Origin of the sequence: Brachybacterium sp. ACRRE, from assembly GCF_022346485.1 — a bacterium.
Lineage (GTDB): Bacteria > Actinomycetota > Actinomycetes > Actinomycetales > Dermabacteraceae > Brachybacterium > Brachybacterium halotolerans.
Genome location: NZ_JAKRMO010000049.1, coordinates 13,512 through 34,220, shown reverse-complemented (window position 1 = coordinate 34,220; position 20,709 = coordinate 13,512). Strand labels below are relative to the sequence as shown.

General features: G+C 72.4%; 22 protein-coding genes. 11 read left to right on the top strand and 11 right to left on the bottom strand.

Annotation, left to right across the window (positions count from 1 at the left end):
* On the top strand, positions 1-2,219 hold a 2,219-nt coding region (locus MHY49_RS13780; protein ID WP_239204989.1), incomplete at its 5' end, for a metallophosphoesterase.
* A 104-nt stretch (positions 2,220-2,323) separates the two neighbouring features.
* Here MHY49_RS13780 and MHY49_RS13775 read toward each other — a convergent pair.
* The 4 genes from MHY49_RS13775 to MHY49_RS13760 form a co-directional block, all read right to left on the bottom strand.
* Positions 2,324-2,593, bottom strand: a complete 270-nt coding sequence (locus MHY49_RS13775) for a hypothetical protein (RefSeq protein WP_239204987.1) — start codon at positions 2,591-2,593, stop codon at positions 2,324-2,326.
* 35 nt (positions 2,594-2,628) lie between these two features.
* The gene (locus MHY49_RS13770) at positions 2,629-2,862 is read right to left on the bottom strand and encodes a hypothetical protein (RefSeq protein WP_200503751.1); all 234 of its coding nucleotides are present in this window, start codon (positions 2,860-2,862) and stop codon (positions 2,629-2,631) included.
* Between the two features lie 19 nt (positions 2,863-2,881).
* Entirely contained in the window at positions 2,882-3,508 is a 627-nt protein-coding gene (locus MHY49_RS13765; RefSeq protein WP_239204985.1) for a cysteine hydrolase family protein, read from the bottom strand.
* Positions 3,509-3,799: 291 nt separating this feature from the next.
* Complete coding sequence (locus MHY49_RS13760; protein WP_239204983.1) at positions 3,800-5,332, bottom strand: cytosine permease; 1,533 nt, start codon at positions 5,330-5,332, stop codon at positions 3,800-3,802.
* Positions 5,333-5,534: 202 nt separating this feature from the next.
* Here MHY49_RS13760 and MHY49_RS13755 point away from each other — a divergent pair, with 202 nt between their 5' ends.
* The 4 genes from MHY49_RS13755 to MHY49_RS13740 all read left to right on the top strand — a co-directional run bounded on the left by MHY49_RS13755 (position 5,535) and on the right by MHY49_RS13740 (position 8,506).
* The gene (locus tag MHY49_RS13755; protein ID WP_239204982.1) at positions 5,535-6,626 is read left to right on the top strand and encodes an FUSC family protein; all 1,092 of its coding nucleotides are present in this window, start codon (positions 5,535-5,537) and stop codon (positions 6,624-6,626) included.
* 99 nt (positions 6,627-6,725) lie between these two features.
* On the top strand, positions 6,726-7,568 hold the full coding sequence (locus tag MHY49_RS13750; protein ID WP_239204980.1) for a hypothetical protein: 843 nt from the start codon (positions 6,726-6,728) through the stop codon (positions 7,566-7,568).
* A gap of 45 nt (positions 7,569-7,613) precedes the next feature.
* A complete protein-coding gene (locus MHY49_RS13745) occupies positions 7,614-8,036 on the top strand; it encodes a PH domain-containing protein (RefSeq protein WP_239204978.1) in 423 nt (140 codons plus the stop codon).
* A 65-nt stretch (positions 8,037-8,101) separates the two neighbouring features.
* Entirely contained in the window at positions 8,102-8,506 is a 405-nt protein-coding gene (locus MHY49_RS13740; protein ID WP_239204976.1) for a PH domain-containing protein, read from the top strand.
* Between the two features lie 49 nt (positions 8,507-8,555).
* Here the strand turns inward: MHY49_RS13740 and MHY49_RS13735 are convergent, their stop codons facing one another.
* Positions 8,556-8,993 (bottom strand): ASCH domain-containing protein, encoded by a 438-nt coding sequence (locus MHY49_RS13735; RefSeq protein WP_239204974.1) that lies wholly within the window; start codon positions 8,991-8,993, stop codon positions 8,556-8,558.
* Positions 8,993-10,591: a phospholipase D family protein gene (locus tag MHY49_RS13730; protein ID WP_239204972.1), complete on the bottom strand. Its 1,599-nt coding sequence runs from the start codon at positions 10,589-10,591 to the stop codon at positions 8,993-8,995. Before MHY49_RS13730 ends, MHY49_RS13735 begins: the two co-directional genes overlap by 1 nt.
* 102 nt (positions 10,592-10,693) lie before the next feature.
* Between MHY49_RS13730 and MHY49_RS19390 the strand changes: the two genes are divergently transcribed.
* Together MHY49_RS19390 and MHY49_RS13715 are read left to right on the top strand one after the other, a co-directional pair.
* The gene (locus MHY49_RS19390) at positions 10,694-12,700 is read left to right on the top strand and encodes a nicotinate phosphoribosyltransferase (protein WP_370646152.1); all 2,007 of its coding nucleotides are present in this window, start codon (positions 10,694-10,696) and stop codon (positions 12,698-12,700) included.
* 1 nt (position 12,701) lies between these two features.
* Positions 12,702-13,472, top strand: coding sequence for an NUDIX hydrolase (locus MHY49_RS13715; RefSeq protein WP_239204970.1), 771 nt, complete (start codon positions 12,702-12,704; stop codon positions 13,470-13,472).
* Between the two features lie 12 nt (positions 13,473-13,484).
* Here the strand turns inward: MHY49_RS13715 and MHY49_RS13710 are convergent, their stop codons facing one another.
* Together MHY49_RS13710 and MHY49_RS13705 are read right to left on the bottom strand one after the other, a co-directional pair.
* The gene (locus MHY49_RS13710; RefSeq protein WP_239204968.1) at positions 13,485-13,973 is read right to left on the bottom strand and encodes an SRPBCC domain-containing protein; all 489 of its coding nucleotides are present in this window, start codon (positions 13,971-13,973) and stop codon (positions 13,485-13,487) included.
* Entirely contained in the window at positions 13,948-14,316 is a 369-nt protein-coding gene (locus tag MHY49_RS13705) for a helix-turn-helix transcriptional regulator (protein WP_239204966.1), read from the bottom strand. Before MHY49_RS13705 ends, MHY49_RS13710 begins: the two co-directional genes overlap by 26 nt.
* 95 nt (positions 14,317-14,411) lie before the next feature.
* On the opposite strand from MHY49_RS13705, the gene MHY49_RS13700 reads away from it, so the two are divergent.
* Both MHY49_RS13700 and MHY49_RS13695 read left to right on the top strand, forming a co-directional pair.
* Positions 14,412-14,810 carry a hypothetical protein gene (locus MHY49_RS13700; RefSeq protein ID WP_239204964.1) on the top strand — a complete coding sequence of 133 codons (399 nt, stop codon included), beginning with the start codon at positions 14,412-14,414 and terminating at the stop codon, positions 14,808-14,810.
* Positions 14,807-15,412: a TetR/AcrR family transcriptional regulator gene (locus MHY49_RS13695; RefSeq protein WP_239204962.1), complete on the top strand. Its 606-nt coding sequence runs from the start codon at positions 14,807-14,809 to the stop codon at positions 15,410-15,412. The genes MHY49_RS13700 and MHY49_RS13695 overlap by 4 nt, the downstream gene beginning before the upstream one ends.
* 25 nt (positions 15,413-15,437) lie before the next feature.
* Here the strand turns inward: MHY49_RS13695 and MHY49_RS13690 are convergent, their stop codons facing one another.
* From MHY49_RS13690 to MHY49_RS13680, 3 genes are all read right to left on the bottom strand, one after another.
* On the bottom strand, positions 15,438-15,935 hold the full coding sequence (locus MHY49_RS13690) for a nuclear transport factor 2 family protein (protein ID WP_239204960.1): 498 nt from the start codon (positions 15,933-15,935) through the stop codon (positions 15,438-15,440).
* Positions 15,932-16,552: a DJ-1/PfpI family protein gene (locus tag MHY49_RS13685; RefSeq protein ID WP_239204958.1), complete on the bottom strand. Its 621-nt coding sequence runs from the start codon at positions 16,550-16,552 to the stop codon at positions 15,932-15,934. The genes MHY49_RS13690 and MHY49_RS13685 overlap by 4 nt, the downstream gene beginning before the upstream one ends.
* Before the next feature lie 63 nt (positions 16,553-16,615).
* Positions 16,616-17,158, bottom strand: a complete 543-nt coding sequence (locus tag MHY49_RS13680) for a DinB family protein (RefSeq protein WP_239204956.1) — start codon at positions 17,156-17,158, stop codon at positions 16,616-16,618.
* A 155-nt stretch (positions 17,159-17,313) separates the two neighbouring features.
* Between MHY49_RS13680 and MHY49_RS13675 the strand changes: the two genes are divergently transcribed.
* Complete coding sequence (locus MHY49_RS13675; RefSeq protein WP_239204954.1) at positions 17,314-18,000, top strand: TetR/AcrR family transcriptional regulator; 687 nt, start codon at positions 17,314-17,316, stop codon at positions 17,998-18,000.
* Positions 18,000-20,705 (top strand): ABC transporter ATP-binding protein/permease, encoded by a 2,706-nt coding sequence (locus tag MHY49_RS13670; protein WP_239204952.1) that lies wholly within the window; start codon positions 18,000-18,002, stop codon positions 20,703-20,705. The genes MHY49_RS13675 and MHY49_RS13670 overlap by 1 nt, the downstream gene beginning before the upstream one ends.
* The last annotated feature ends 4 nt before the right edge of the window (positions 20,706-20,709 follow it).

Genomic DNA, 20,709 nt, shown 5'->3' with positions numbered 1-20,709 from the left:
ATAAGAGACAGCAGCTCACCCGCCCCACCACCCTCCAGGGCACCGTCGACAACAAGGACCTCCTCGCGGGAGACCTCAGCCTGAAGCTCGACGGGAAGCCGATCGCCCTCGGCGACGAGGTCGGCCCCGGTCTCAAGGCCGGAACCCACACCATCAGCTACTCGGGGAAGGACGCCCTGGGGTCCGCGGTGAAGGGCTCGACCGCCTTCACCAGCACCACCATCCCCACGGCGGGCGGCACCACCCAGTCCAGCGGCAGCGGCCAGGCCACGCTCACCGCCCGCGCCACCAGCCCCAGCGGCGCCTCCCTGCGCACCACCTTCCTTCAGGGCGACGTCGCACAGGCGAAGAACTCCCGCACCGGCACGATCCCCGCCTCCGCCTTCGACGAGAAGGAGGGCGTGGACGGCGACGTGAAGCTCTCCGACGAGAAGGCGACGAAGGACTCGCTCTCCCCGTCGGACGGCACCACCCTCCAGACCGAGAAGACCGACCAGATCCCCGCGCTCGCCACCGAGATCCCCTTCTCCGAGGAGGGGCAGAGCCTCGTCTGGCGCGGTGAGGTCGACCCCGAGCGCGCCGTGCAGCTGCTCGCCCTGAACACCGAGACCGGTCGCTACGAGGTGCTCGACTCCTCGCGCGGCTCCTCCGACGGCCAGGTCGAGCTCGACGGCAGCGCCGCGAAGGCCAACGACGACCACGGCACCATCAAGACGCTGGTCCTGGGCACGGATCCCTTCGCCGACGATCTCGACAAGCCCGTCGACGACTCCTTCGAGGACCCCGACGACTACGACTTCTCGCTCATGCACATCACCGACACCCAGTACCTCTCCCAGGGCGCGACCGCGCGGCCCACCGAGGCCGAGCGCACCGAGTGGGCGAACGCCTACGAGGACTCCTACCGCTGGCTCGCCGAGCACGGCAAGGAGCGCAAGGTCGCCTTCGTCGCCCACACCGGCGACGTCGTGGAGTCCTGGAACGCCGGCGCGACCGACCGCTCCGTGCCCGAGAAGGAGATGCAGTTCGCCGACGGCGCTCAGAAGATCCTCGAGGACACCGGCATCCCCAACGCCGCCATCCCCGGGAACCACGACAACCTGGGCGGGGAGGACGACACCCTGTTCAACGAGACCTTCGGCCCCGAGCGCTACGAGGCGCAGGCGCAGAAGGCCTCCTGGAAGGCCGAGGGCGCGGAGTACCACCCGTGGAAGGAGGGCGACAACTCGAACTCCTACAACCTGTTCAGCGCGGGCGGCGAGGACTTCGTGACCGTCAACCTCGGCTACTCGGTGACGAAGGAGGAGGCCGACTGGGCCGCGGGGATCCTCGCGAAGTACCCGACCCGCAACGGCATCGTCCTCACCCACGCCTACCTCAAGCCCTCGTCCTCGCCCGACGGCCGCGGGGGCCCGTTCTCGGCCGACGGCCAGCTCATCTACGACCGCGTCCTCTCCAAGAGCCCGAACGCGGACCTGGTGCTCTCGGGCCACGAGCACGGCGTGAACATCAGCGTGCGCAAGGACGTGGGCCAGAAGGGCAACGACGTCACCGAGCTGCTCGCCGACTACCAGTTCTACGAGGTCGGCTCCGACGAGCTGGGCCTCACCGAGGAGGGCGGCTACGGCAAGGACACGGGCCTGCGCTTCGGTGCGAGCTTCTTCCGCCTGCTCCAGTTCGACCTCGACAAGGGCGAGGTCAGCGTCGACACCTACTCCCCGTACCTCGACAACTTCGGGGCCCACGAGTACGACACCAAGGGGCGGTACGACGGCCGTGAGGACGACTTCCGCGTGCCCGTTCAGTTCGACGGCCGCACCACCGCGTTCACGACCGACGCGATGATGGGCCTGACCCCGACGACGAAGACCATCGACGAGGTCACGCACGAGTCGGGCGAGGACGCGAAGGCCACCTGGAAGGGCCTGAAGGACGGCACGGCCTACGGCTGGTTCGCCGTGACCCGCGACGTCTCGCGAGCTGCGGATCCCGAGGCCGACCGCCGCACCGTCCTCAAGCACGGCGGCGGCTCGGGCTCCGGCTCGGGCGACCTCACCGAGGGCATCGTCCAGCACGGAGTGTTCACCGGCACCGGCGGCACGCAGCACGACGACGGCAACCGCCCCGGGAAGGGCCACGGGAACGGAAAGGGCCACGGCAAGGGCCACGGCAAGGGCAAGGGCGGCTCCGGCCACGGCAAGGGCCACGGCCGCAGCTGATCGCTGACCCACCCCCTGTCGGCCCCCGCCGACCACGGCGCCCCGAGGACCAGGTCCTCGGGGCGCCGCCGTGTTCAGGTCATGCGCGTGCGGCCCCGCCTCGCTCAGTTGCGCTGTCGGGTGCTCGAAGGTGCCAGGGCGAGCTCGATGCGGTCCTCGCGGAACTCGAGGAGACAGCCGCAGTCCACGCACTCCAGCGCGATCGCGCCGTCGTCGAACACCTCTGTGCCGAGGTACGAGGAGGCGCGCGAGGAGAGTGCGATCTTCTGCCAGCGGAAGCGGCAGCCGCCGCAGTGGTAGCAGGCGACGGGCGTCGAACCGGCGGAGGCCGTGACGACCTTGTCCCTCACTGCGCGCAGCTGCTTCTTGTCCATCGGCATGTGTCCTCCGATCCTCTGGTCCGGCCCGGTCAGTCCTGGACGGCCACGAGCTCGACGCGGCCGTCCTCGAACTCCTGCATCTTGCCGCACTGCACGCAGGCGAGCGCGATCGCCTCGGGGCTGAAGGCCGCGAAGCCGAACAGCTCGGAGGTGCCGGAGTTCAGCAGCACGCGCCGCGAGCGGAACTGGTTGCCCTCGCAGTGCCCGCACACGACCTGCTTGCCCGCGGCGCCGGCGATGAAGATCTCGTCCTTCTTGGCCATCGGTGCCTCCTCGGATCGATCAGTTCTGGCGCTCACCCTGCCATGACCCGGCGGCACCCTGCAGCAGCTCGGCGGACGTCGTCAGTCGGACCTGCGGCGCGTACAGGCCCATGACCTGCAGGGCCGTCGTGGCGTTCTCGCCCGTCGAGGCGGCGCAGGCGTCGGTCACCACGCGCACGCGCGCCCCGGCGTCGGCCGCCCCGAGGGCGGTGGACAGCACGCAGCAGTCGGTCGAGACGCCGGTCAGCAGCAGCTCGGGGTGCGGTCCCACGATGCTCTCGAGCCCGGCGCCCCACTTGCCGAACGTGGGCTCGTCCACGGTCGGGTGCGCGGTGAGGCCGTGGGCGGCCCCGACGAGGTCGTACAGCGGATCCTCCGGCGCGACGTCGGCGAAGGGCCAGGCGGCGAAGTAGTCGGCCCAGGATCCCGAGCGGTCGGCCGTGGGCAGCCATCGGGTCACCACCGTGCGCTCGGGACCCACGTGCGCGGCGAGGAGCGCGATCCGCTCCATCGCCTGGTCGAAGAACGGCGAGGACCACTTCGAGGACGGGTCGGCGAAGATCCGCTGCGGATCGACGACCACGAGCCAGGGGGAGGGGGAGGACACGGAGTCGTCGGGGTGCGGATGCACGGGCTGCGAGGTCATGGGACTCCTTCGTCGTCGGGCGGACGGCGCGCGGGGATGCCGATGACCGCGGCCGAGCGGAGCCCCAGACTATGTCTCACGGACCCTGCGGCGCCGCCGGGTTGCCGGGGTCTCCGAGGCACCCGGTCACTACGCGTAGTCATAGGTCGGGTGACGTGCCATATATGAGGTGACCTGACCTATGACTACGCGTAGTGCTCACCCCCGCGCGAGACCACGGACCCGACGCCGCTTCTGGCCGATCCCGAAGGACCTGGGCGCCCGTCGCGGAGCACCCGGGCGCCCCGCACCTCACCGCCCGCGGCGCGAGAGACCGACCTCCTGCTGGCGGATCCGCGGGCGGCGGAACACCATCGCGACCGCGAAGGACAGCACGAGCGCGAGCAGCACGCCCAGGTTCGAGTACGCCCACGGGCCGTCCCAGTAGGCGCCGTCGGGCGCATCGATGAAGGTGCCCAGGCCCAGCGGCTCGATCAGGTAGCCCTGCCAGTCGTTGTACGAGGCGTCGGAGTACTGGTTGACCACGAGGCCCCAGCCCAGCGCCGAGGTGACCACGAGGGTCGCGATCGAGGTCCAGTCCACGGCCCCGTAGCGTCCGCGGGCGTCGAACAGCGACGCCTCGTCGTAGTCGGTGCGTCGGGTCAGCACGTCGGCGATGAGGATGCCGGCCCAGGAGGCGATCGGCACCCCGAGCGTGACCAGGAAGCTCTGGAAGGGGCCGATGAAGCTGCCGGCGAAGAAGACCACCCAGATGGTGCCCGCGGTGAGGATCGCGCCGTCGACGAACGCCGCGGCCGGGCGGGGGATGCGGATGCCCAGGCTCAGCAGCGTGAGCCCCGAGGAGTAGATGCCGTTGACCGCGCCGGAGACGAGGGTCAGCACGGCGACGATCCAGAAGGGGATCAGCGCCCACAGCGGCAGCAGGGTCACGAGGGTGCCGACAGGGTCGTCGCCGATCTTCGCCATCACGTCGGCGTCGGAGCCGGCGAGCAGCAGCCCGAAGACCACGAGGATCACCGGGGTGGCCGAGCCGCCGATCGTGTTCCAGGCGATGATCGCCCCGTCGGATGCGGATCGGCGCTGGTAGCGGGACCAGTCGGCCGCGATGTTGATCCAGCCCAGACCGAAGCCGGTCATCACCATCACGAGCGCCCCGATCATCTTCTGCACGTTCCCGCCCGGGATCGCCGTCACCGCGGAGAGGTGGATGTGGGGGATCGTGAGGACCATGAACAGGATCGTCATCGCGCCGGTCGCCCAGGTCAGCACCGACTGGATCCGCATGATCGTGTGATAGCCCAGCACCGAGGCGGTCACGATGATCGCCGCGATCACGAGGGTGGCGATGACCAGCACCGTCGTCCCGGAGGCGAGGCCCAGGGCCTGGAACACGGTCGCGGTGGCGAGCACCGCGGAGATCGCGAGCGAGGTCTCCCAGCCGATCGAGGTGAGCCACGAGATGATCCCGGGCAGCTTCTGGCCGTGGACGCCGAACGCGGCGCGGGAGAGCACCATCGTGGGCGCGCTGCCGCGCTTGCCGGCGATCGCGATCAGGCCGCACAGCGCGAAGCTGACGACGACCCCGATCACGGCGACGACGACCGCCTGCCAGAAGGAGATGCCGAAGCCCAGCACGTACGCGCCGTAGCTCATGCCGAACACGGAGACGTTCGCGGCGAACCACGGCCAGAACAGCTGGTGGGGCTTCGCGGTGCGCTCGGACTCGGCGATGATCTCGATGCCGGTGGTCTCGACCAGCGGGGAGCCGGCGGGGCCGGGGGAGGAATCGGACGGGACGACGGGGCGGGGATCTGCGGACGACATCGTCGCCTCCGGGGTGTGTGGTCACGCGGACGGACCGCGCTGCAGGGACGGGGTGCAATGCAATCGCCCCTGGCCGACCTGCGGGCCGACCGGGGAGCAGGGGGAGTCCCATCATCCCACTCGGGAGGGCCCGTGAGAGATTGGAGGCAATCGACGGGACACCCGGGACCGCAGGCGGCCAGTCGTCCTATCGTGGAAAGCCGTGCGCCCCTCTCTCCCCGATCCCCGGTCCCTCAGCGGGCATGTGTCCTCGACCGCCCGCAGCATGGTCACTCTCGGTCCGGGCAGGGCCGACCTCGCGCCGGCCGTGAGGATCGCGGTCTCGCTCGCGGCGCCGCTCGTGATCCTGCTGCTGAGCGGTCACATCCAGTGGGCGATGTTCGCCTCCTTCGGCGGGTTCACCTCCATCTACGCGCGGTACGTGCCGACCGCCATCCGCGTGAACCACCACGTGCGCGTGGGCGTCCTGCTGACGATCTGCGTGGGCATCGGCGCCCTGCTCTCCCAGCTCGCGGCCGCGGACGTGCTCGGCCACGGGATGCACCTCGCCCTGACCACGGTGGCCGGGGCTCTCGCCGCCGCGATCGGCTCGGTGCTCGTGATGAGCAAGGGTCTGCGGCCGACGGGGGCCGTGTTCCCCGTCTTCGCGGTCACCGCGGTCTCCAGCGCCCCGTCGGTCGCCCCCTGGTGGCTCGCCCTCCTGATCGCCGGCGCCTCGGCCGGATGGTGCGTGCTCCTGGGATTCCTGGCTCGCTGGACAGGGGAGGCGAACGTCGACGCGTCCGCCCCCGACACCTCGGGCATCACGGGGGCGATGCGCCGCCAGGAGTTCGCCCGCTACGGCTTCGCCGCACTGGTCAGCGGCATCATCGCCTCCCTCACGGGGATCCCGTCCCCGTACTGGGCGCAGGTCGCGGCCGTCGTCCCGCTCTCGGCGCCCGGCCGGCGCCTGCAGGTGGAGCGCGGGCTGCACCGGATCGTCGGGACCGCCCTGGGCGTGGGCGTGACGGCGTTCCTGCTCTCGTTCCCCAGCCAGCCCTGGCAGCTGCTGGTGTGGGTGATCCTCATGCAGTTCCTCGCCGAGATGTTCGTGCTGCGCAACTACTCGCTGGGGCTGGTGTTCATCACGCCGCTCGCCCTGCTGATGGTGCAGCTGGCGAGCCCCCGGCCCGCGGGATCTCTGCTCGCCGCACGCGTCTCGGAATCAGCGATCGGTGCGGTCGTGGGCATCGGCACGGTGCTGCTGGCCGTCGCCCTCGAGCGCCGACGGGCCCGGCGCCTCGGCGCGGCCTGACGGACGACTCGGGCGGCGTCGCCCGCCGTCGCGACGGCATGAAGGAGACGGGGAGGCGTTCCGATCAGCGCCCGACAGGCTCTGCATAGGGTGTTGCCCGTGACCGCCACGACCGCCGAGACCACCCTGCTGGCCGCCCTCGACCGCACCTATCGCGGGCGCCCGGCGAAGCCGTCGATCTATCGTCGCCTGCACGAGATGCTCGAGCCTGAGGAGACGGTCCACTGCGTCGCCGACGGGTACCGCGACTACACGAGTGAGCACCTGCTGCTGCTCACGGACCGTCGGGTGCTGCTGGTCAAGGCGCCGATCCCGGGCCGCTGGAAGGCGATGCGCGACGCGCCGGCGACGGCGGTGCTGGGAGGGCGACAGGTCACCGGCACGCTCACGGCCGCGTCCGTGGAGATCGGGGTGCAGGGGCAGAAGCCCGTCACGATGAAGATCGGCGACCACGAGGCCGCGGCCCAGCTGCTGCGCACCCTCGAGGCGCTGCGTGCTGGTGGCGCGCCGGGAAGGTCCGCGGAGAGGGACGCCGTCGCGGTGAATGGCGCCCCGCCGGAGACCGACGGGGGCCCCACGGTCGCGTCCGTCCCCTCCGAGGTGCAGGGGCTGCTCGCGCGGGGCGAGCGGGTGCACAGCGTCTTCGAGGGCTGGTCGACGTGGTCGAGCGAGCATCAGCTGCTCCTGCTCACCGACCACCGAGTGCTGCTCGCGGGCGAGCAGGCGCCGGGGAGCTGGATCACCCAGCGGGAGGCCGCGGCGCCGTCGGTCACCGGCGTGCGCAGCGCGGGAGGGACGGTTCTGAAGGCGGCCTCGGTCACGGTCGAGGTGCGGGACCAGAAGCCGATCAGCCTGGGCAAGGGAGCAGCGGAGTCGGCGCAGGCCTTCGTGCAGACGCTCGAGGGCCTGCTGCGCCAGGGGCGCGGGCCGGCACCGAGCTGAGCGCTCGGCACGGGAAGCCGATGCGGCCCGCGCTACGGTGACCCCGTGAACCACGCCGACCCGACACACGCCGAGCAGACGTTCTTCGCCGTCATGCAGCGCAATGACGAACCGCGCGACGTGTGGGACCTGAACCTCCCGGAGAAGATCCTCGATCCGGACGAGACCGTGATCGACGTGAAGGTCGGGGACACGACCTCCGATACGAACCCCTTGCTGATCGCCACCGACAGGAGGGTGCTCCTCGCGAAGGAGGGCGCCATCAGGTCGTGGAGGGTCCTCGAGCAGGCGCCGGCGGCGGAGGTCGTCGGCGTCGATTACAAGCCCACCCTGTTGTCGGGGAAGCTGCGCGTGCACCTGCGCGACGGGTCTGCCATCACGCTGACGACCGCCACGAAGGGCCATGCGGAGCGCTTCGTCGCGACCATGCGGGGCCTCCTGGATGGCGCTCAGCGCCCTCGGCGCTGACGCCGACGAAACACGCGGGCCCCTTCCGGCCCGGCCCGGCGCGTCCCCCCCGCTACGGTGGCCCCGTGAGCCTCGCCGATCCGACGCATGCCGAGCAGACCTTCTTCGCCGTTCTGAACAGGAACGACGAGGTGAAGAACGCGCTCACCGTCGACCTGCCGGAGCGGGTCCTCGATCCGGAGGAGACCGTCATCGACACGAAGGTCGGTGACATCCAGAACGACACCACGCCGATCCTCCTGGCGACCGACCGACGCGTCGTGCTCACACGCCGACGTGCGTTCGGCTCGTGGAAGATCCTCAAGCAGGCTCCGGCGGCGGAGGTCGTCCGCGTCGATTACAAGCCCACCCTGCTGTCGGGGAAGCTGCGCGTGCACCTGCGCGACGGAACGAAGATCGTGCTGACGACGCGAACGAAGGACCACGCGCAGCGGTTCGTCTCGACGATGCATGGGCTGCTCGGGCGCTGAGCGCGCCGCACTCCACCCCACCACCGGCGAGATCGGCCGGCCGACTGCCTCAGAGCCTGCGCACGACCTCGAAGGTCTCGCACACCACCTCGGTGTCGTCGTCGATCACGATCTGGGGCTCCCCGAGGGCCGCGATGAACTCGACCGAGCCCCAGAACTCCTCATGGCCCTCGCGCCAGGCCGCGGCGTCGGGATGGCCCTCGCCCTCGGCGCGCGCGTGGCCGTCGGTGACGTCGGCCAGTCGCACCACCTGCACGCCGGTCGTGCGGATCACCGCGACGGGGCGCTCGTCGGAATCGACCACCGCCTCCTCGGCCCCGACGACGGGCAGGGCCGCGCCCTCGCGCACGTACTCCTCCCGCAGCGAGGCGGTCGCGGTCTTCGCACCGGACAGGATCGCCCCGACCAGCTGGTCCCTCAGGGGACCCGGGAAGGCGAACTCGGCGAGGGGGAGCGCGGCATCGGGCGCCGCGTCGTGCGCTTCCATCAGAACCAGTCCGTCCCGCGCAGCCGCCGGGGCCGCGCATCGGGGTCGTCGGCGATCCTGTAGACGAGCCGGCCCAGCGGCAGCTCGCGTGCGGGGATCGGCGCCTGCACGTACCGGCGCAGGCGCCCCGCGGGCCGCGGGCCCTGCTTCCCGCCGTCGTGCCAGGCGTCGAGCCGCGCGGCGCTCTCCTCGAACGTCCGCACCATGGTGTCCGGGTCCACGAGGTCGGCGTCGTCCCCGTCGGCCCGGTCCAGGTGCTCCCGCGCGAGCTCGAGGCGCACCTCGCGGGGGAGGACCCGGGCGAGGTCGTCGTCGGAGCGCAGGCGCGTGGGCTCGCGCGGGTCCTCCTGCTGGTCCACGAGCGCGCACGAGATCTCGGTGTCGTAGGTCCAGGAGCGCAGGTTCACGTTGTCCGAGCCCACGGTCATCCAGACGTCGTCCACGAGGCACACCTTGGAGTGCACGTACACCGGCGTGCCCTCGTGGTTCTCGATGCCGAACACATGGACGCGCTCGCCGCCCGCCTCGTGCAGCAGCTCCAGGGCGGCGTTCCGCGAGCTCATGGCGCTCGCGTTCGCGATCGTCGTGTCAGCGGTGGTGAAGGTCGACAGGACGATCACCAGGTGGGTGCCGGGGTGCTGGCGCAGCGCGTCGGCGAAGCACGAGAGCACCTGGGGCGACCAGATGTACTGGTCCTCGAGGTAGATGATCCGCTCGGCGCGCGGGACCGCCTTCACGTAGGCGCGGGCGATGCTCCGCTCGCCCGACGGCGCGAAGGGGAAGCGGGGTCGCTTATGCGGGTAGGTGCGCAGCACCTGCACGTCCACCGTGCCCGAGGGGGCCGGATCGGGCTCCTGCAGGGGGAGGGGCTCGGCGTGCTGGTCGTCGCGGTGGATGCGCGCCTGGATCCGCGAGAGCGGGTCCAGCGAGGGAGGCGTCGGATCCTCCCAGCGCTCGCGGAAAGTCGCCTCGAGGTCCCCGACGGCGGGCCCGCCCACCTCGACCATGAGGTCGTGCCACGCGGGCGTCGCGCCCCAGACCGCTCCCATCGAGACCGTCTGCGGATCGCCCAGGTGCCCGGCGTCGTCGCGGCGGGTGTGGCACAGGTCGATGCCCCCGCAGAACCCCGCGTCCCGCTCCGGATGTCCGGGGTGGCGCAGCACCAGGAACTTCTGATGCTGGGAGCCCAGCGGCAGCACCCGCTGGTCGAGGATGACCTCGCCGCCGGCCGCCCGCACCGTGTCCGCGAGGCTGCGGTTCTCCTCCTCGGAGTAGTGGATGGAGTCCAGGTGCGAGCGCCAGAACAGCGCCTTGACGATGACGCCGCGGCGGGCGGCGTCGGCGATCAGCTCGACGATCGTGAGCTCGTCCTCGCCGACCCTCTCGTCCGGATCGCCGCGCCAGTCGGTGAACAGCAGCAGGTCGCCCGGTCCCTGGGCGGTGATCAGCTCGCGCAGCCGCGTGAAGTAGCCCGCGCCGTGCACATGCACCCGGGCCGTGTTCCCACTGGTCAGCGCCCGTCCCTCGTGCCGGTGGTCGAGGCGCGTGAAGGTGTTGCCGCGCTCGATCGTGGAGAGGAACCAGTCGTCGGTGCTCATCCGTCCATCACACACCATCCCCCTGTGCGCGCGGGGCTAGGCTGGGACGGGCCCTCGGGCCCGCCATTCCGTCACTCCGCAACCGATGAAGGGCGAGCGCTCATGACGGCATCCGCGTCGCGCCGCGGCACCGGCAGCACCCCCGCGAGCACCGCACTGCTGACCGACATGTACGAGTACACGATGCTCTCGGCCATGGTCGAGGACGGCAGCGTCCACCACGAGGCCGTCTTCGAGGCCTTCGCCCGCAGACTCCCCGAGGGCCGGCGCTTCGGCCTGTTCGCGGGGCTCGGCCGCCTGCTGCCGCTCCTGACGGACTTCGCTCCCGACGCCGAGGACCTCGCCTACCTGCGCGAGGTCGGCGCCATCACGGAGGCGACCGAGGAGTACCTGCGCGACTGGAGCTTCACCGGCACCATCACCGCCCTGCCAGAGGGCAGCCTGTACTGGCCGCACACGCCGCTGCTCACCGTGCACGGCACGCTCGGCGAGTGCCTGCTGCTGGAGACGCTCGTGCTCTCGGTGCTGAACTTCGACTCCGCGATCGCCTCCGCCGCGGCGCGCATGGTGATCGCCGCGGGGGATCGCCCCCTCATCGAGATGGGCTCGCGCCGCGTCCACGAGGAGGCGGCCGTGGCGGCCGCCCGGGCCGCCTGGATCGCGGGCTTCGCGACCACCTCGAACCTCGAGGCGGGCAGGCGCTTCGGCGTCCCCGTCGCGGGCACCGCCGCCCACGCCGCGACCCTCGCCCGGCCCACCGAGCGCGACGCCTTCGCGGCCCAGATCGCGACCTACGGGCCGGGCACCACGCTGCTCGTGGACACCTATGACATCCCCGCGGGCATCCGCACCGCGGTCGAGGTCGCCGGCACCGGGCTCGGCGCCGTGCGCATCGACTCCGGGGACCTGATGACCGTCGCCCCCGCGGCCCGCGCCCAGCTCGACGCGCTCGGCGCGACGAGCACCCGCATCACCGTGACCAGCGATCTCGACGAGTACGCGCTCGTCCACCTCGCCGGCGCCCCGATCGACGGCTACGGCGTGGGCACGCGCGTCGCGACCGGCTCGGACCATCCGACGGCGGGCATGGTGTACAAGCTCGTCGCCGTGGGCGACGGGCCCGGAACGCCGCTGCGCAGCGTCCAGAAGCTCTCGGCCGACAAGGGATCGACGGGCGGCGCGAAGACCGTCTCCCGCTTCCCCGACGGCCGCGAGGTCTGGACCCTCGACGGCTCGGTGCCGGAGGGCGCGACCCCCGTGCACGTCGACGTCATCCGCGACGGCGTCCCGCAGCGCCTCGCGAGCGCCGAGGAGGCGCGCGACGTCGCGTCGGCGAGCCTCGTGAGCCTGCCCGCGCGCGCCCGCGAGATCAGCGAGGGCCAGGCCTTCCGCGTCAGCGAGCAGTGGGAAGGGACGGAGCCGGCGGACGAGGGAGAGCCGGCCGACGCGCCCCGCACCCTCGTCGTCGTCGACGTGCAGAACGACTTCTGCGAGGGCGGCGCCCTGGGCGTGACCGGCGGGAACGCCGTCGCCGAGCGCATCGCCGCCCACCTCTCCGAGCACGCCGGCGACTACCGCCGCGTGGTCTTCTCCCGCGACTGGCACTTCGCCGAGGGCGACAACGGCGGCCATTTCGCGCTCCCGCCCTCCGCGCCCGACTTCGTGGACACCTGGCCCGTGCACTGCGTGCAGGGCACCGCCGGCGCCGAGTACCACCCGGCGATCCTGGGTGCCCTCGAGCGGCTCGTCGGCAGCGGCGCCGAGGTCGTCCACGTGGTCAAGGGCGAGGGGACCCCCGACTACAGCCTCGCCCAGGGTCGCGTCGCGGGCGTCGACGGCGGCGCCCCCGCCGGCGGCACCGACCTCCCCTCCCTGTTCACGGGCGACGTCGACGTGACTGGCCTGGCCTTCGACTACTGCGTCGCCGCGAGCGCCCGCGACATCGCCGCCCTGCCCGGCGCGGGCGCCGTGCGGGTCCTCGAGGACCTCACCGCCGCCGTGCACCCCGAGGCCGACGCGGAGACCGCGCAGCACCTGGCGGACGCGGGGATCCGGACGGTCTCGCCCGCAGCCTCCGCCGCCTCGACCGACTCCCGGAAGGACGCCTGAGATGCCCGGCAGCACCGCTCCCGCCGGCTATGACGCCAGCAAGCACCCGCCCTTCGCGGTGACGGTCGACCTCGCCGTGTTCACCATCCGCTCGGGCGCCCTCAGCGTGCTGCTCGTGCGGCGCGGCGCCGACCCGTACGAGGGGAGCTGGGCGCTGCCCGGCGGTTTCATCGAGCCCGACGAGGACGCCGCGACCGCGGCGGCGCGCGAGCTCGTCGAGGAGACCGGCATGGACACCGCCGGCTACCACCTCGAGCAGCTGCGCACGTACTCGGCCCCCGATCGCGACCCGCGGATGCGCGTCGTCTCCGTCGCCCACCTGGCCTTCGCCCCGGATCTGCCCGATCCCACGGCGGGCGACGATGCGGCGTTCGCGCGCTGGTGGGGCGTCGAGGAGATCCTCGAGGACCCCGACGCCCCGCAGCTCGCCTTCGACCACCGCGAGATCCTCACGGACGCGCTCGAGCGCGTCCGCGCGAAGCTCGAGTACACGACCCTGGCCACGCAGTTCCTCTCCGAGCCGTTCACGCTCGCGGAGCTGCGCAGCGTCTACGGCGCCGTCTGGGGAGCGCTCCCGGATCGCGGCACCTTCATCCGCAAGGTGCTCTCGACCGACGGGTTCGTGGTGCCCGACGAGCGCTCCGTCGACGGCGCGCCCACCGGCAGCCCGCACCCCGCGCTCTACACGCGCGGCCAGGCCACGGCCCTGCAGCCGGCCCTCCTGCGCCCGCGCGCGGGCGACGAGGTCTGGGAGGGCTTCGGCGAGGTCTGAGGCAGGAATACCTCAGCCCACCAGCGCGTCGATCTGGTCGATCGACTCGCGCGAGCCCTCCTCGACGCCCATGTCGATGACCTGCTGCAGGCCCTCGCGGGTGGGGTGGATCGAGACGTAGACGGCGCGGGTGCCGCCGTCCGCGGCCTCGAAGGTCGCGGTGTTCTCGGCGACCGGGAGGTCGGTGTTCACGGCGAAGCCGTTCTCGGCGTCCGCGAAGCCGTCGCGGTAGCGGAAGAAGCGGGGCTCGTCGACCTCGAGGATCTCCCAGAAGCCGCCGAGCTTCTCGCCCTCGGGGCTCGTCATGTAGTAGTTCATGCGGCCGCCGGGCGTGAGGTCGTGGTCGACGAAGGTCGCGGGGTAGGCGGGCGGGCCCCAGATCCTCTCGAGCTGGCGCGGGTCGGCGTAGATCTGCCAGATGCGCTCGACGGGTGCGTCGAACTGCGCGGTGATGGTGATGGTCAGGGCGTCGAGGTCAGTGGTGATGTCGGTGACCGGCATGGTGATCCTCCTGGTCGGGGCCGTCGGCGAGCAGGTCGTCGATGCGGCTGATGCGGTCGCGCCAGATCTCCTCGAGATCGCGCAGCAGGGCGGCGGCCGATCCGACCGCCGCGACGTCGCCCCGGGCGAGGGATTCCCGCCCCTGGCGGCGCCTGGTCACGAGCCCCGCGCGCTCCAGCACGGCCACGTGCTTCTGGACCGCGGTGAGGCTCATGTCGTACTTCGGCGCCAGCGCCGACACCGACTTCTCGCCGACCAGCACGCGCCGCAGGATGTCCCGCCGCGTGCGGTCGGAGAGCGCATGGAACAGCGCGTCCGCGCGGTCCTCGTCGATGTCGAGCACACGCACAACCTACAACCGAATGGTTGCAGGTTGTCAAGGGTCGAGGTCGGACGCGATCTCTTGCCTGTTGACCGAACGGTCAATAGGGTGGCCGCATGGTCGCATCGCCCCGCCTCCCGCTCGCCTCGACCCTCGCCGCCGTCTACCTCGTGCTCGTGGTCGTGACGATCCCGGCGCTCGTCGTCCTCACGGTCGTCTCCCCGCGCCTCGCACCGGTCGAGGCCTGGATCCATGCCGTGATCGTCCTGCTGCTGGGGGTGCTGCTCCCGCTGCGGCTGCGCCGGGCCGCCACCGGCTCCCGCTCCGCACTGCGCGCGGCCGGCATCATCGCCGCCGTGCTGCTGCTGGCCAACGTCGTCGAGGCGCTGATCCCCGGCCTCTTCCCGGTCTGGATGCGCACGGAGATGATCGTCATCGCGGTGCTCATGGCCGGCGTCGTCACCGGCGTGACCCTCGAGGCCGTCCGCACGAGCCCCGGCGGGCGGTCCGCGTGACGGCGGGCCGTCGGCTCCCGCCCGACCAGCGCCGCGCCCAGATCGTGCAGGCGGCCATCGACGCCGTCGCCGCCCGCGGCTTCGCCGCCGCCAGCCTCGAGGTCATCGCCGCTCGGGCGGGGGTCTCCAAGGGGCTCGTGGTCCACTACGCCTCCTCGCGAGACGCGCTCATGGCCGAGGCCGCGCGGACCGCGCTCGTCCAGCTGCGCAGCCAGGTCGCGCAGGGTCTCGACGCGGAGGCCGACGCCGTGACCTTCCTGCGTGCGGCGATCAGGGGGGCGGCGCGGCTCGCCCGCACCCACGAGCGCGAGCTCGCGGCCCTCGAGCAGATCGTCGCCGGCCTGCGCGACGAGGACGGCGGGCCGGTGCTCGGCATCGCGGACATGGAGGAGACCTTCGAAGGGCAGGAGGGCGTCTTCGCCCGAGGGCAGCGCGACGGGGTCATCCGGGCCGGGGCGGATCTGCGCACCCTCGCCCTCGTCTACGAGGGCGCCGTCGAGGCCATGGTCTCCCACCTGCGAGCCCACCCCGAGGCGGACACCGACGCCTTCGCCGAAGGCGTCGCCGACGTGCTGCTGACCGGGATCGCGGCGCGGTCCTGACGCCTCGACGCGCGGGTCTGACGGGTCAGTGCGCGGGCAGATCGCCCTCGCCGGGCGTGACGCGCAGGTCCGTCTCCTCGATCGCCACGTCGTTGATCGAGGCCTCGCGGCGGCTCATGTACCCGAGCTCGTCGAACTCCCAGAGCTCGTTGCCGTAGGAGCGCCACCACTGGCCGTCCGCGTCGTGCCACTCGTACTGGAAGCGCACGGCGATGCGGTCGTCCGTGAACGCCCAGAGGTTCTTGCGCAGGCGGTACTCCTGCTCGCGCTCCCACTTGCCGCGCAGGAACTCGATCACCTGCTCGCGGCCGACGAGGAACCGGTCGCGGTTCCGCCATACGGTGTCCACGGTGTACGCGCCGGCGACGCGCTCGGGGTCGCGCGTATTCCAGGCGTCCTCGGCGGCCTGGACCTTCGCCCGCGCGGTCTCCTCGGTGAAGGGCGGCAGCGGAGGGCGTGGGGCCGGATCGGGACTCGTGGGGTTCGTGGGCTCGCTGCTCGTGGGGTGGGTGTCGGCGCTCATCGTGCGTCTCCTTCGTCGTCGTCCCACACCGGCGGCGCGGGGTCGTACTCGATGCCGTGCTGGACGTCCCGGGCGCGCCGCGGGGAGACCAGGCGCCCCACCAGGTGCAGCGCCATGTCGATCCCCGCAGAGACCCCGGCCGAGGTGACCACGTCCCCGTCGTCCACCCAGCGCTCGCCCTCGCGCACGTCGATGCTCGGGTCGATCTCGCGCAGCAGGTCGACGGAGCCCCAGTGCGTGATCGCGGGGCGTTCGCGCAACAGCCCGGCGGCCGCATAGACGAGGGATCCGGTGCACACGCTCGTCATCAGCTCGGCGGTGCCGGCGATCCGGCGCACCCGCTCGAGGTGCGCTGCTTCCGTGAACAGTGCGCGGGTGCCGCGGCCGCCCGGGTGCAGCAGGACGTCCACGCGCTCGAGGTCCTCGAGGGCGGTCGTGGGCGTGATGACCATGCCCTTCGCGGCCGTGATCGCGCCGCCGCCGACGCTCGCGGTGACCACCCGCCAGCCGTCGTCGGGGTGGTTCTGCGTCCAGTACGAGAGGACCTCCCAGGGGCCCACGGCGTCGAGCTCCTCGACGCCGTCGAACAGGAGGATGGCGAGGGTGCGCGTGGTCATGGCTCGATCCTCGCGCGGGGCGGCCGCGAGCACCAGGGGTCGGGCGCGCCGACCCGCTCGCCGCTACTCGCCGACCTCTCCGTCGATCGACTCGCGCAGCAGGTCGGCGTGGCCGTTGTGGCGCGCGTACTCCTCGATCATGTGCGTCATGATCCAGCGCAGGCTCGGGCTGCGCCCGTCGGGGAACCGGCGCTTCGCGGCGATGCCCAGGCCTCCCTCCTCGTGCGCCCGGGCGGCGAGCTCGCGGGCGCGCTCGACGGACGCGGTCCACAGCGCGCGCACCTCGTCGGGGTCGTCGGCGACCGCGGTCTCCCACTCCCAGTCGGGCCGGGCCCTCCAGTCGACGGACGCCCAGGGCTCGCGCAGCGGTTCGTCGTGCAGGTCGCGGCTGAACCAGTCGTCCTCGACGTAGGCCAGGTGCTTCATCATCCCGGCGAGCGTCATCGGGCTCGGCGGGAGGGTGCGTGCGAGCTGCGCGGCGTCGAGCCCCCGGCACTTCCAGGCGAACGTGGCGCGCTGGTAGTCGAGGAACCCGCACAGAGTCCCCCACTCGTCGGCGTCCAGGGGCGGGTCGAGGCGGCCGTGCTCGTCGAGTTCCGGTGTCATGCTCCGCGAGCCTAGACCCGGGGTCCGACGGACCCGTGGCCGCGCGCCCGTCCGCCCGTCCCGGACCGCCCGTCGGCCGGCTCTTGCGCCCCCGCCGAGGTTCGCTTAGCCTCCCCTTAGTTGATGCCCATAACTTCGAGGAAGGGAGGGCGCCGATGGCGCGCGTCGGCGGGCGGCCCCGGCAGATCCGGAGCGAGGACATCGTCCGCGTCGGGCGCGAGCTGGGCCTCGAGCGTCTGAGCATGCACGCCGTCGCGGAGCGCCTCGGCGTGACCGCGACCGCGCTCTACCGGCACGTCGAGGGGCGGTGGGGCCTCGAGCGCCTGGTGGGGGAGAGCTTCCTCGCCGACATCGAGCTCGAGGACGACCCCGTCCACAGCACCGAGCGCCACCTCCTGAGCTTCGGGATGCAGCTGCGCGCGGCCATCCTCGCGAGCCCCGGCCTCGCGGGCTACGTGCAGACCCTCTTCCCGCGCGGCGAGAACGGGCGCCGCCTGCTCGCGACCGAGGTCGAGGCCCTGGGCCGACGGGGCTACGACGCCGACGCCGCGATCGTGCTCGCGGCCGCGGTCGCCTCGGTCGCCATCGGCTTCGCCGCCGCGGAGGAGACCCGCAGGCAGCACCGGGAGGGCCTGAGCTCCCAGCAGCTCGCGGCCGAGGCCCAGCTGCTGGCCGACACCGCGCTCGGGCCGGCGGTGCGCTCCCTGCCCGATATCGGCGACGACGACTACGTGCGGCTCTGGCTGGGCGCCGCGGTGCGCGGCTTCGCGGCGTCGGCGCCGCCCGGATCCAGCGCCCACCAGATCAGGGCCGCGCTCGACGCGGCGGAGAAGGAGAAGTGATGGCCAGACGAGGCGTGGGCGGCGCGATCATGCGCGCGTACGGCGCGAAGGACCACGAGGCCACCGTGACGGGCACCGAGACCCTCGCACCGGGGTTCGTGCGCATCCACATGCACTCGGACACGCTGCTCGAGGACGACGTGCTCGCCCCGGCCGCGGCCGTGCGCTTCTGGTTCCCGGACCACGAGGGCAAGGACTTCGAGCACCAGCGCGGATACACCGTCGCCCAGGGCGACGCCGCGACCGGCGACTTCGCGATCGACATGGTGCTGCACGAACCCGCCGGGCCCGCCTCCGCCTGGGCGCGCAGCGCCGAGGTCGGGACCACGGTCCAGGTGACCCCCTTCGGCAGTCCCCGCTTCGACCTGCCCGACGAGCTCCCCGCCGGGTACCTGCTGATCGGCGACTCGGCCTCGATCCCCGCGATCAACGGCATCCTCGCCGTCGTCCCCGCCGAGGTGCCCATCGAGCTCTACCTCGAGGAGCACGCGGAGACCGATCGCAGCATCCCCCTCGCCGAGCATCCGCGGGCCGCGGTGCACTGGGTGCCCCGCCGGGGCGAGCAGTCGCTCGCCGCCGCCATCGAGACCCGCGACTGGTCGGACTGGTACGTCTGGATGGCGCCGGAATCGGGCTCGCTGAAGATCCTGCGGACACGCCTCAAGGAGGAGTTCGGCTTCCCCCGCAGCGAGATGCACGCGCAGGCCTACTGGTACTACGGCCGGGCGTTCGGGTCGAACCGCTCCAAGGCCGTACCGGAGCCGGTGCCGGAGCCAGAGACGGAGCCGGTGCCGGTGCCGGCGAGCGAGGCGGAGCAGGCGGCGCGGACGTCCGCGCCCGCGATCCAGGAGGAGCAGGAGAGCGCACCGGTCCCCGCTGCCCGCACGTCCACCGGCCGATGGCGCACCCAGGCCGGTGGCCGCCTGCTCGCCCCGATGCGCACGCACCTGATCGTCGCGGGCGTCGTGCAGGCCCTCGTCACCCTGCTCCAGCTGGCGCCGTTCGTGCTGCTCGTCGAGCTCGCGCGCCGTCTGCTGCGGGGCGACGACCCGTCCCGTCTGTGGGCCCTCGGCATCTGGGCCGTGGTCCTCATGGGCCTCGGGGTCCTCGCCTCCGCGGCGCTCATGGCGTGGCTCCACGCGGTCGACGCGCGCTTCGCGCGCGACGTGCGCGAGCGGCTCCTCGCGAAGCTCTCGAGGGTCCCGCTGGGATGGTTCGACGCCCGCGGCTCCGGGCGCATCAAGCAGCTCGTCCAGGACGACACGCTCTCGCTGCACTACCTGGTCACCCACGCCGTGCCCGACGCGGCGGCCGCCGCGGTCGCGCCGATCGGGGTGCTCGTCTACCTGTTCATCGTCGACTGGCGGCTCGCCCTGATCCTGCTGCTCCCGGTGCTCGCCTACGTGTGGGGGATGATGGTGATGCTGGTCCAGTCGGGCCCGAAGACCGCCCTCGCGCTGCGGTGGGCCGAGCGGATGAACGTCGAGGCCGGCGCCTATCTCGACGGGCAGCCCGTGATCCGTGTGTTCGGCGGCGCCGCGTCCTCGAGCTTCCGCGCCCGCCTGGGGGAGTACGTCGAGTTCCTGCGGGCCTGGCAGCAGCCGATGCTCGGGCAGCGGACCTTCATCGACCTCGTGACCAGGCCCGGCACCTTCCTGCTGCTCATCTGCGCCCCCGGCACCCTGTTCATCGTCACCGGCTCCATGGCGCCGATCGACCTGCTGCCGTTCCTGCTGCTGGGGACGACGTTCGGGGCGCGCCTGCTGGGCGTCGGCTACGGGCTGGGCGGCCTGCGCACGGGGATGCTCGCCGCGCGCCGCATCCAGGTGGCGCTGGACGAGCCGGAGCTCGAGACCCTTCCGTCGCCGACGGACGGGACGGGCGCGGCGGTCCCGGCGGCCGCCCCGAACCCCGCGACCGAGCCCGCCCGCGCGGGCCGGGTCGAGTTCGACCGCGTCGGCTTCTCGTACCGCCCCGGCGTGCCCGTGCTCGAGGACATCGACCTCACCCTCGAGCCCGGCACCGTGACGGCGCTCGTCGGCCCCTCGGGATCGGGCAAGTCCACGCTCGCCGCGCTCCTCGCCCGCTTCCACGACGTCGAGGACGGCGCCATCCGCGTGGACGGCGCCGACCTGCGCTCCCTCACCGCCGACGAGCTCTACAGCCGCATCGGCTTCGTCCTCCAGCAGACCCAGCTGGTCCAGGGCACCGTGCGCGAGAACATCGCCCTGGCCGCACCGGACGCGAGCGACGCGCAGATCGAGACCGCGGCCCGCGACGCCCAGCTGCACGAGCGCATCCTGCGCATGCCGCAGGGCTACGACACCGAGCTCGGTCCGGACGCGGCGCTCTCGGGCGGGGAGCGCCAGCGCCTGACCATCGCCCGCGCGCTGCTCGCCGACACCCCCGTGCTCGTGCTCGACGAGGCCACGGCCTTCGCCGACCCCGAGTCCGAGTACCTCGTGCAGAGGGCGCTGAACCGGCTGACGGCCGGGCGCACCGTGCTCGTGATCGCCCACCGCCTCCACACCGTCACCGGCGTCGACAGGATCGTCGTGCTCGACCACGGCCGCATCGCCGAGACCGGCACGCACCAGGAGCTTCTCGCGCGCGAAGGCAGGTACCGGCGGCTGTGGGATGCGGGCAGGCCCCTCGCATCGGCCCTCGACGCGGGATCCGGCACGGGAACAGAGGCGGCCCGATGATCCG